The 11,274-nt window shown below is 39.3% G+C and carries 8 protein-coding genes and 1 riboswitch; of the genes, 1 reads left to right on the top strand and 7 read right to left on the bottom strand.

The window, feature by feature from the left end:
- Positions 1-121: 121 nt before the first annotated feature.
- The 7 genes from ACI48O_RS15825 to ACI48O_RS15795 form a co-directional block, all read right to left on the bottom strand.
- The gene (locus ACI48O_RS15825) at positions 122-4,849 is read right to left on the bottom strand and encodes a S8 family serine peptidase (protein WP_435562806.1); all 4,728 of its coding nucleotides are present in this window, start codon (positions 4,847-4,849) and stop codon (positions 122-124) included.
- A gap of 248 nt (positions 4,850-5,097) precedes the next feature.
- Positions 5,098-5,862 (bottom strand): 5-oxoprolinase subunit PxpA, encoded by a 765-nt coding sequence (locus ACI48O_RS15820; RefSeq protein ID WP_435562805.1) that lies wholly within the window; start codon positions 5,860-5,862, stop codon positions 5,098-5,100.
- Between the two features lie 88 nt (positions 5,863-5,950).
- Complete coding sequence (locus ACI48O_RS15815; protein WP_435562804.1) at positions 5,951-6,601, bottom strand: DUF1989 domain-containing protein; 651 nt, start codon at positions 6,599-6,601, stop codon at positions 5,951-5,953.
- A gap of 12 nt (positions 6,602-6,613) precedes the next feature.
- Positions 6,614-7,333, bottom strand: coding sequence for an urea amidolyase associated protein UAAP1 (locus ACI48O_RS15810; protein WP_435562803.1), 720 nt, complete (start codon positions 7,331-7,333; stop codon positions 6,614-6,616).
- Positions 7,334-7,487: 154 nt separating this feature from the next.
- Positions 7,488-8,282, bottom strand: a complete 795-nt coding sequence (locus ACI48O_RS15805; RefSeq protein ID WP_435562802.1) for an ABC transporter ATP-binding protein — start codon at positions 8,280-8,282, stop codon at positions 7,488-7,490.
- Positions 8,283-9,101: an ABC transporter permease gene (locus ACI48O_RS15800; RefSeq protein WP_435562801.1), complete on the bottom strand. Its 819-nt coding sequence runs from the start codon at positions 9,099-9,101 to the stop codon at positions 8,283-8,285.
- Between the two features lie 14 nt (positions 9,102-9,115).
- Entirely contained in the window at positions 9,116-10,132 is a 1,017-nt protein-coding gene (locus ACI48O_RS15795) for an ABC transporter substrate-binding protein (protein ID WP_435562800.1), read from the bottom strand.
- Positions 10,133-10,196: 64 nt separating this feature from the next.
- Positions 10,197-10,327, bottom strand: a riboswitch (guanidine-I (ykkC/yxkD leader).
- A 245-nt stretch (positions 10,328-10,572) separates the two neighbouring features.
- On the opposite strand from ACI48O_RS15795, the gene ACI48O_RS15790 reads away from it, so the two are divergent.
- Complete coding sequence (locus ACI48O_RS15790; protein WP_435562799.1) at positions 10,573-11,076, top strand: hypothetical protein; 504 nt, start codon at positions 10,573-10,575, stop codon at positions 11,074-11,076.
- Positions 11,077-11,274: the final 198 nt, after the last annotated feature.

The raw sequence follows: 11,274 nt of genomic DNA, 5'->3' as shown, positions 1-11,274 counted from the left end.
ATAAAGCAAAAATTGGCAGGCATGAGTCCGGTACAATACCGTAACCATACCAGCCAATTAGCTGCTTAAAATAAAACTCTAACTTTTTGGGGTCACATCAGAGAACCGTCCCTCTGTACTCCTATTTAGTAATTTCTAATGCGTCTAATGTTATATATGTTCCTGTGGAAGTAGCTGATTTTTGGCCTTTATTCACCAGTTTAATGGTATGGGTTCCAACACTTAAATTATTTTTTTCAAATATCGGAACTTTATAACTGGTAGTTGCTGAATAGAGATCAATAGTTTTAATGAGTTTGCCATCAATATAAATGTCCATCAGCCCCATATTTGGTGCTTTATATGAAAGAACTTTTACCCCTGTGCCACTAAAGGTATATTGCGAGTAATTACCAGCAGTTTTATTATACTTGGCAGTACCGCCGGAATGATTAATATTCGTGCTGGTACTCCAAGTTCCGCTATAAGTGATACCTGAAGTGTTTTCCTCGATTAGTCTTTTGTAAGTAGTAATGACAAAAGCATCAAGAGTAATATAGATTCCTGTTGAAGAAGCTGGTTTTGTCCCTTTATTTACTATTTTAATAGTATGTGTCCCGTTTGTAAGATTATTTATTTCAAAAATAGGGACTTTGTATTTTGTTGTGGATGAATATAAATTAACAGTTTTAATGAGTTTGTTATCTATATATATATATGCATAGCCGCGATTAGCAGCTGTAAAACTAAGAATTTTTATACCAGTACCATTAAAGGTTAGTTGTGCAGAGCTTCCTGAAGTTGAATTATACTTCGCTGTACCACCTGAATGACTACTGCTAGTACTTGTATTCCAAGTACCAGTGTAGGAAACCAACGGGTCATTCTCTTGTATTGTCTTAGTTGTTATTCTTTGAATATCTGCTTTTAACCCATACGGACCTGCTTTTGAGCTACCATAGACATCAATATAGTACTTTCCAGTTACAGCAGCAGTATATGTTATTTTTTCTACAGAAGTTAAGCCGTTGCTTGACGCGACTTCTTTAACGTAGTTACTGGTATCTGGAAATACTGTTGTGGCAGTTGGTGGGTATAGGTACAAATCAAAGTCATTCCCATTAGTTGCCGTTGAGCTTAGGTTAAGTGTAATAATATCCCCTTTATTTAATTGAACAGAATAAACATCATCATTGTCATGTAAGGAATCGAGATAATCGTTTACTGCTGTAGTTGTTAATGGTACTGCTAATGGGATATCGTCATCATTAACGGTTGGCTTGTTATTAATATTAATGCTATATTCGCCCGAACTATCAGTATTAGCATAAACAACGATATAATATGTTCCAGATTTATTAATTGGAAGTGTTGTATATTCTTCTGATATTTCATCATATAAAGATCTGATGCTACTATCAGTATAGATATCTGTGGCATTTGGCTCAAAAATAAAGTAGTCGAAATTTTCACCTTGTGGACCATTAAAGCTGAAATTATAAGTTTTTCCAGCTTGAAGATTCACAGCCAAAACATCCATGTAATCGTTGGCGTTGTCAACAGTTCCCTTTATACTACTGGTCGTTTTTAGAATACCAGGAATCCGATCGTCGAAGATATAAGTTAAAGTTGATTTCTCTGATTCAAGATTTTCTTGACCAACTGCCGTTACAGCGTATTCATATGTTTTACCCACTTGAGCAGATTTATCGTAAAAATAAGTATAACCAGCTCTTCCTAAGAAAGTGTATTGGGTTTGCCCACTTTCCTTTCGATAAACCTTATAGAAACGGGCTGATTGGCTATAATCCCAATATAGAACCGGAGTGGAGGAATAACTATCATAAGTAGTCTTAACATTTGCCGGTGCCTTTGGAGCAATAGCATGTACGATTAGTTTATCAATATTAATTGCACCACTTACTCTTGATTTAGGATCCCGTTGACCTGTCCAATCAATTCGTACACTATGCTTACCATAGTCCATTGTCTTTTTAAAAATTGATTGCTGAGTTAGAAGAGTTTTGGAATATAAAGAAACTGAACTAATAAATTGGCCATCAATATAAATATTGGCAACTCCTTGGGTATTGTCTTTTAACCCAATCCATTCAAATTCACTTCCGATAAAGTCAAATTCTAATCCTCCAGTGCTGTTAAGTTGGGAGACAGAATTTCCAGAGTAAGAGGTACCTGTTTTAGTTACCCAGTTACCATCATAGATAATTCCGATAGAATTCTCTTCATAATTACCAGGTCCATTTCCAATTTCCGTTTTTAACGTATAAGCGCCTGTCCCATCGTATGCATAAACATCGATATAGTAATCGCCTGAATAATTTGCTACAAACTCAATCGTTTCTGTTGAGGTATCCGTGTTTTCCGAAAATTGTACTATTTGTTCGAGATCATAAACGGTAGTTGCCTGTGGCGAGTATAAATATAAATCAAAATCTGTATTAGCATCTCCTGTTAAAGACAGTCTTAAAATTTCGCCTTGATCTAAATGCACTTTATAAACATCATCGAAATCATTATTTGTATCTAGAGTGCCTTTTATTTCATCATCCTCAAGAGCTATACCTGGAATATCATCATCATAAGCTTCGTGGTCATTGGTTAACGCTAGATTAGCATTTAACGTCTTACCACCGGAAACGAAGGATCCTAAATTAGCCCGACTATCACCGCTTGCCTTTAACGTATTTTTTAAATGTAAAGCATCCAATGATGGATTGGCTCCCAAAAGCATTGCTGCAGCACCAGTCACATGCGGTGCGGCCATAGAGGTTCCGCTATAAGACGCGTATGCGTTATCGTAGTTTGATTGACCGGGATAAACAAGATTTATTTTTGCTAAGCCTGCATTATTAACAGCAATGTAATCTGCATAAGGAACAGAATAAAGGTTATATTCAGCTCCATCATAAATGGTAGATGCGACTCCTTTGGCAGTTTCGTATGCAGTTCCTTCAGCAAAAACATCAAGACCTAGAGTATATTTTACGAAATAACTGGATTCATTGTTGAACAATATATCTTGTCCGCTTAGTAATAAAGATTTTCCTGTTGTATTTAAAAAATAACTGAGGTTATTAGTATCATTAGTCGTTAAGGTTGGAATATATAGCCCACCATATGCAACCCCAGAGAACCAAATGACAATGTCATAGCTTGATAGAGTAGTATAATTTGGACCATCCTCACCTGTGAGAACTGTCCACGTATCATAAGGTAAACCGGCATTAGCCAATAAGCTCGTGTATACACTTAGATAGTTGGTCTTGCCGGTATCTGACTGGTCGTCTTGGACTAAAAGGATTCTCGAATTGGGAGTAGCACCAAGATATTGAGCAGCTTTATCAAATGCGGTTTGGCGGTCGGTACCGATAATATTTTCGTAACCGAAGCCATTAAAAATCGCTTTAGAATTCCAGATGGGATTATAAATTTCGGCAGCAGCACCTAATTCCGGTCTTTTTGGTACGGTACTATAAATTTCCTCCCCTGGAGCTGCCAAATCAACAGTGTTTGCCCCATAGTTGGAAAGATAAGCTAGTTCTCCAAAACTATTAATCGATGAAACAGAAAGAACATTTGGACTTTCGAAACTTGCGGGGTAAACATGTGCTTGGTCAATATTTGCCCCTTCATTTCCGGCAGCAGCAACAAATAACATATTAGAGCTCTTAATTGCATCCTCTAAAGCCAAATCAAATTCGCCGCCACCCCAACTGTTATTGGAAATTTTTACGCCCATTTTTGTGGCATATTCTACCGCAAGGATGGCATCTGATGTAAGCCCCCCTTCAGGTCCTAAAAATTTTAGAGGCATGATTTTAACATTAGGAGCTACACCGGAAACACCAATACCATTATTTATTTCTGCCGCAAGAGTTCCGGCAACATGTGTTCCATGATCGTCAAAATCTAGAACATCAAAAACGGTATTATCAAAATGATAGAAATCCCATCCATTAATGTCATCGATATAGCCATTTTTATCATCATCGATGTTGTTATTTGGGATTTCATTTGGATTTTTCCAAATGTTGTTTGCCAAGTCCGGGTGATTGATATCAATTCCTGTGTCAATGACTGCCACAGTTATAGTGTTTGGGTTTGAACTCGTTTGAAAGGAATCCAGTGCTTCCGGATAATCAATATCAACATCTTCATATCCATATATGCCTGTGTTATTTAAACCCCATAAATAATTGAAGTATGGATCGTTAGGTATGCTTGCTGGATAGTATTTATAGTTAGGTTGAACAAATTCTACTGAAGGATCTTTTTTTAGTTCTTTAACAAGATTTTCAACATTTTTTCCTTCAGGTATCTTAACTACTTCTGCCTTAATAGAATTAAGAGTTTTCTTTTTTGTTAATGAATACTTTTCTCGCACTTGTTTGGATGAAGCTGTAGTTTTGTATTTTACAATGATCTGATTGGAAGCATATTTCTCTTTTTCTCTATTTGCCGCTTGCTTTAAAGTATTTTGGTTTTCTTTAATGGTGGATGTAGCTGTGGATTGTTCTGCTTTACTTTTTTGGGATTGATCAGAAGTAGGGGTAGTACTCTTTTCCCATTTACTTTTTCTTTCTTTGGCATTTTGAGTGTCTGCTTGCTGCTTTGCTGCAAGTTTATTGTTTTCCTTAGAAAATGTTTTCTTTTCTAAAGAGCTGTTCGTTTTTTCTGCCAGCAGATTTTGTTGTTCAGCATTTTTTAATACTTTGTCTTTTTTACTCTGGGAAGTTGTTGTTTTTTCATCTTTCCCTGCAGCAATAGCTGCATTTGAAACTACCGTGGAAAAAATAAGTAAAAACGACAGTAGTATAACAATGGGGCGGAGCCTTTTTTTCTTAAACATTAGTAGTACTCCTTTCAATTTTAAGTTTTCATTATGTAAAAGATTATGACCTCCTACTATTTTACTATTAAAATAGTAGGGGGTTCTATATATCTATCGGAATTTTTTGCTAATTTGTTTATTATTTGTATAAAAAGTGTTGCATCCATCATTGAAAATATGGAATTCTTTTTCTACTAAGTGGGATATGTGTAAAAATAAAGAAACTCACCGATTGGTGAGTCTAGGAAGATACATTTGGAGGAAGATTAAAGCAAAGTAGTGGGAATAGAGGAGCCTGTCTTGTGCTTGGTTTCAGGTTTTTCGATTACCCAGCCTGTTTCGATTAATGATTCTCGAACTGCTTTCATGATGGCCGGAGCATTGGGGGTATCGCTATGAACACAAATGGTTTCCACTGGATTTTCTTGTAAAACTTTTAAGGCTCTTACAGCCATTTCGTCTGGCTGTCCAATCTCTTCTAAGCTCCAGCCAAACATTTTTACATAGTTATCAACATATGGCCGGTCAGCGAAATATTCACTAACCACCTTCAAACCTGCTTCTTTTCCATAAAGATAAAGCTTTGAATTGGGCAGGGTGTAGATTTCTAATTCAGGATTAAAATCACTAACAGCCTTCACCGTTGTTTCAGCCATTTCTTCTTTTTCTGCTGTCATCATATAAAGGGCACCATGGGGTTTAATATGGGACATCGATGTTCCGGCCTTTCTTAGAAAACCATCGAGCGCGCCAAGCTGATAAAGGGTGTAATCGTAAACCTCTTGCGGTTTGACGTTCATCTCGCGTCGCCCGAAGCCTAGCAAATCTGGCAATCCGATATGTGCTCCGACTCTAACCCCATATTGCATTGCTAGTTCAATAGATTCTCGCATGACGCTGGGGTCCCCAGCATGAAAGCCACAAGCTATATTTGCGGAGCTAATCAGCGGCATCATCGCCTCATCCGCTCCGTATTTGAACAAACCAAAACTTTCACCCATATCACAATTTAAATCAATAAATTTTTCCAATGTGGTTCCTCCTTTGGAACAGGGGGACGGTTCTTGTGCATCTCTTCTGAGCGAAATCGCGAGGCAAAAGGACGCACGAGAACCGCCCCTACGATTCCCAAATATATACTTTAATTGGTGTTGGATTGTAATTGTTGCAAGGGTTATTTAGTTGTGAGCAGTTGCTGAGCAACACCATGGTGCTGGATTTTGCTTGAAGTTCGACGTAGCTGCCTGGAGCGGAAATCCCGTCAATAAACTCAATCCGGCCATCTTCGGTGAAGGGGACGATACAAAAGAAGTTAACGCTCGGTGGAAGATCCCTTTTCGTATAACCTTCACCATGCTTCTCCATTGTAAGCAAAAACGTATCCCGACAATTATGCATACCGATTTTATCGTGACCATAACGAACGGTATTGCTTTGAGCGGAACAAAAGCTAAACCAAGCATCATGGCATCCTACGGTATCTGCGATAATCGTTACCAGCTCTTTCCCGGATTCTGCTAGAAGAGTGGACCCGGTTTTAAGATACATATTTTCTTGCTCAGCAATCGTTAACACGGTGCTATAGTGATCATCAGGGTTCTCGGCATCGTAAAACAACGCATCGACCGACTGGTTTCCCTCCAAATCTACAATTCGAAGCACTTGGCCAGGTAGAAGCTTATGCATAAACCCATTGCCGGCCAATATCGTTTCGCTGTAAATTGCATCTTCAACCTTACGGGTACTTTCCACTTTGTTTAGTACAGGCATGATAATCCTCCTTTAATTTTCTTGTAAGGCGTAGTAGGCCCAAGTATTTTCAAAAGCACGGCGGTTTTCCGGGCGGTGATTGACACAAACGTCATTTTCATTTATTGGTGCAGAAGGGAGGACTTCCATTTTTACAGGAACAGAAGGATAGTTAATTTTAGGATCAAGGGGATTGGGTGTATTAGACAAAACGAGTAAAACATCCATTTCTGTTCTTAGTGTAACGGTGGCCCCTTTTGGAGAATGATTTTTCTGAAATTGCAGCTGTCCATTTTCATCGGTGACAATCTTGGAAAACAAGTTGACTACCGGTACCAAATCACGAGCCCCTAATCCGTTTCTGGCAAGTTCAACAATCAAATTTTCCCGGCCGCTACGAAGCCATTCGTTGCGTTCGTTTTGGTAGGTGGTTACCCCGTACTTGGCATCTGTTTTCTCCCGGGTGGTACAACCCGAAATCGGATCATGCCAGCCGAGACTATCTTCTACAAAGCTTGCTAATACTCGCCCGTTGTCGCTGAGCAGTACATGTCCTGTTGTTAAATGGCTCGTAAACTGTGCTTTAAGCGTATCGGACATCACATAACGCTCGGTTAAATCCTTCGCGTTATACAGCAACATCGAAACATTTGCGCCTTCCTCAAGCGCAGTAAACCGAATCAATTTCCCCCGTTTAATAAAACCAGACCATTTACCACCTGGAGAAAAAGTGGTGGACCAATCCTTACTCATAAAAAAACCTCCTCATAGGGACGGTTCTTGTGTTCCCATTTTTCGAAGGGAGCACAAGAACAGCTGGCTTATACTTTGAATTGCACTATCTGTTAAAAAGGAACACAAGAACCGTCCCCTTGCACCCAAACCTGAACCAACCCCTGCACCCCACCTAGTGCTTCAGCAATGAGATGATGTGTTTTTTGATTCGCATGAAGCGGTCGACGTCTACTAGTTCGCCGTTTTTGAAGAGGTGGAGGTCGGCGTTGATTTCTTCTTTAATTTTTCCGGGTCTTGCTTCCATCACGTAGATTCGTTGTGAAAGGAAAATCGATTCATCGATATCGTGGGTGATGAAGACAATTGTTGTTTTCTCTTTTTTCCAAATATCTAATAGCAGCTTCTGCATTGACTGTTTCGTTTGCGCATCGAGAGCACCGAACGGTTCATCCATTAGCAACACTTCCGGATTGTTGGCCAAGGAGCGGGCGATGGCTACACGCTGTTTCATCCCGCCGGACAATTCCTTCCCGAAGGAATTCGCAAACCGTTCAAGCCCTACAAGCTCCAAATATTTATCGGAAACTTCCTTGCGCTCCTTCGCGTTCATGCCTTTTAATTTAAGCCCGAACTCAATGTTTTCGCGGACGGTCAGCCATGGAAAAAGTGTATAGGATTGGAACACCATTCCTCGTTTCGCGCTTGGTCCATTGACTTCTTCTCCGGCAACCTTAACGCTCCCTGAGGTTGCGTCCTCTAACCCGGCCAAAATCCGGAGGATTGTAGATTTTCCACAGCCGGAAGGCCCAAGGATTGAAACAAATTCTTCATTTTTTACATAAAGAGAAACATCTTCTAAAGCTTGAAAAGTACTATTTTTAGTTTGATAGACTTTCGATAAACCGTTGATTTCAATTTCGATATTCACCGGGTCTGCTGCAATTTGGGGCTTTACTATTTTTAGCATTTAATTCCCACCTTCCACCCAAGGAAATAATTTCTTATTGGCAATCGCAAAGGCACGATCAATAATCAGCCCTAACAGTCCAATCACAATAATCCCGACAAAGATTGACTCCGTATCCAAAAATCGCTGTGCTTTCATAATGAAGTAACCGAGACCGTTATTCGCAGCGACCAATTCAGCGACAACTAAATATGTCCAAGCCCAGCCCATAATCAGACGCAATGTTGTCATTAATTTTGGAAGCATCGCCGGAATGATTACTTTGAAAATAACCTGTTTCCGATTCGCGCCAAGCGTATAAGAGGCATAAAGCAGATCCTTGCTAATACGGTTCGTATCATCTGTTACCATTAAGATCAGCTGGAAAAAGCAACCGATAAAGATGACTAAAATCTTCGCTGTTTCGCCAATGCCGGCCCACACCATAATCAGTGGAATAAACGCGGCTGCAGGCATATAACGGATAAACTCAGACATTGGCAAAATAAACGATTCAGCAAATTTAAATGTCCCGGCAAAGATGCCGAGCGGAATGCCAATTAAACATGCCAGTAAAAATCCCATAAACACACGGTAAACACTAATTCCAATATGCTCCCAAAACTCGGGGCTTCCTAATGATTGAAATAAGGAAAGAACGACGCCACTTGGAGTTGGCAGAAATACTTCGTCTACTAATTGGATAAAACTTAACGCGCCCCATCCTAGAAAAAACAACAGAAAGGTAATAATTACTCCAAATAAGTACCATTGTTTAGGGACTTCTTCCCGAATCGACGTTAACGACCGAAGTGCTTTGTTAACCTTTGGTGGCTCCATTTCATTCACCCTTTCTATTTTTTAATTAGATTTTCAACGAAGGAAGAATCTACAAAATCGGTAAAATCAGGTACATTATCCACATAACCTTGTCGTTTCAGAAACTCTGCATTTTTTTCAGCAGTATAATAGAAGGAAGCATAGCTATTTCCTTCTTTAAAAGAAGCGATATTTTCTTCTGGGCTAAACATTTTAAAGCCTTTAAAGCCTTCAGTTAATTCTTCGACTGTAATCCCGGCTTCTTTTGCGATAATTTCAATCGACTCGTCAGGGTTTTTTGATAAGTAATCAACAGCGTCAAACCAAGCGTTTACAACCTTTTGAAGTTCTTCCTTCTTCTCTTTCGTTACGTCATCGCGAACGACAAACACGTCAGACACTAACCCAGGATAATCAGCAGATGTTACAAGCTTATGTGTGTTTTCCTTAGCAACGGCCTTGCTTAAGAACGGCTCCCAAAGGCCAGCGGCATCGATGTTGCCTGACAGAAAGGCATTGCCTGCATCTGGCACCGTCATGTTAGTAAATTTAACATCTGACTCCTTCATACCGGCATCTTCAAGTGCCGTAAGCAAAAAGAAATGTTCAATCGTACCAATTTCTGTCCCGACAGTCTTTCCTTTTAGATCCTCAACCTTTTTAATATCGTTTGTAGCCACGATTCCATCGCCGCCTAGCGAGTTGTCGGTGATAAAGATGGTTTTCAAATCGATGCCTTTATCCATAGGAGGAATAGCATCTAAAAGAGCTTGGGTATTTCCATCAATTTTTCCGGTATTCAATGCGGATAAGGAATCGGCATAAACAGGGAACCAAACTAGTTCCACATCGACACCATACTTATCGAAATATCCTTTCTTATCGACTAGGTGCCATAAATACCAGCTCGGCAGGGCGCTAAACCCAATTTTGATTGTTTCTTTTTTGTTGTCTGATTCACTACCTGAAGCTTTTTCCTTTGAATTCCCACAAGCAGCTAAGAACATCGAAAGGGCCAATAGAATGGACAAAAATGCATACCTTTTTTTCATTATTGATTCCACCTCATATTTTTAATTTTTATAACTAAAAAAGGATAAAAGTCTGGGAGAATTGATCTCCCAGGCTTTTATCCTTCCGTGTATACAGAAAAAGTGTATGTTCTCTTCCTATACGCTCTCTCTCGGACCAGACTTAATGGAAATGGAAATGGAACAACCATTAACGGAACCCTAGACAGCTTGTTGCTCTCACCACCATTTGGAGAGCCGATATTCATTTGCGTAATGTCTCAAGTTGTTTTCAGTATAATGGGCGAAAAAAAGCAAGACAACATTTGTGTTAGATTTCCTGACATGGTTTTTGACGCAGGTGGCTTGGTGGGATGAGGGGGCTTGTGGGTGCAGGGGGACGGTTCTTGTGTTCTTTTTTGAACACAAGAACCGTCCCCCTGTTTTATAATGAAAGAAACGCGTTGTATGGGGGAAGGGAAATGGTTTCCGTTAAGTCGGTTAAAATTGATGGTAAGGAAATTCATGTATTTAATAGTGCCATCTATATTTTTGAGTCCAGCATGGGTTCTACTTTGGAATTGGATATGATTGTAAGCGAAGTGGTGTTAAAGAAATATAAGGATGAGGAAAGCCTCATTTTAGAAATAGAAATGAATGATGGTAGACTGATCAACTCGATAATGTTTGTAAAAACACTGCCAGGGGGGCTGCCCCAGCTAAATTTATTCTGTGAACTCGATGATATCGAGGAGTATGAAGATCTTAATAGGGTCAGCGAAAATGATTCCACTTTTCCGAATATCGAAGAAGGCATCACTTTAGCAGAAATTAGAAATGTGGAAATGCCAAATGAAAAAATCACTTTAAAATTGAATTTGCCTATCGACCAAGTTGAATGGTTACATAAACACAAAACAAAGGAACTGAATGATATTTTCAAGGGTTTCTTGAGTGATTATATGAAAAAAAGCACAAAGATCTAAGCTGGAAAACATGTAAGTAAATGTTCCTTAAGTAATAGATTAGCTTTGCTCTCGATACAGACGTAGTTGCGGACATATAGGCCCTTATTTTCACAAAATGTGCTGTTTTGAGAGGCTATCCGGACACCAGGTACGCTATTTGATCATAAAAAGCCTTTTTTTAGTGATTTTTATATAAATAACGGATCCTGTGTCCTC

Origin of the sequence: Neobacillus terrisolis (genome assembly GCF_051233475.1) — a bacterium.
Taxonomy (GTDB): Bacteria; Bacillota; Bacilli; order Bacillales; family Cytobacillaceae; genus Bacillus_BU.
Note: the sequence above shows the minus strand (reverse complement) of the source record. Positions and strands in the feature narration are given on the sequence as shown.

What these genes read in the sequence shown, in the direction of transcription:
- ACI48O_RS15800 (WP_435562801.1), bottom strand. Translation starts at nt 9,101, where the DNA reads ATGGAGCCACCAAAGGTTAACAAAGCACTTCGGTCGTTAACGTCGATT.
- ACI48O_RS15815 (WP_435562804.1), bottom strand. Translation starts at nt 6,601, where the DNA reads ATGCCTGTACTAAACAAAGTGGAAAGTACCCGTAAGGTTGAAGATGCA.
- ACI48O_RS15795 (WP_435562800.1), bottom strand. Translation starts at nt 10,132, where the DNA reads ATGAAAAAAAGGTATGCATTTTTGTCCATTCTATTGGCCCTTTCGATG.
- ACI48O_RS15790 (WP_435562799.1), top strand. Translation starts at nt 10,573, where the DNA reads ATGGTTTCCGTTAAGTCGGTTAAAATTGATGGTAAGGAAATTCATGTA.
- ACI48O_RS15825 (WP_435562806.1), bottom strand. Translation starts at nt 4,849, where the DNA reads ATGTTTAAGAAAAAAAGGCTCCGCCCCATTGTTATACTACTGTCGTTT.
- ACI48O_RS15810 (WP_435562803.1), bottom strand. Translation starts at nt 7,333, where the DNA reads ATGAGTAAGGATTGGTCCACCACTTTTTCTCCAGGTGGTAAATGGTCT.
- ACI48O_RS15805 (WP_435562802.1), bottom strand. Translation starts at nt 8,282, where the DNA reads ATGCTAAAAATAGTAAAGCCCCAAATTGCAGCAGACCCGGTGAATATC.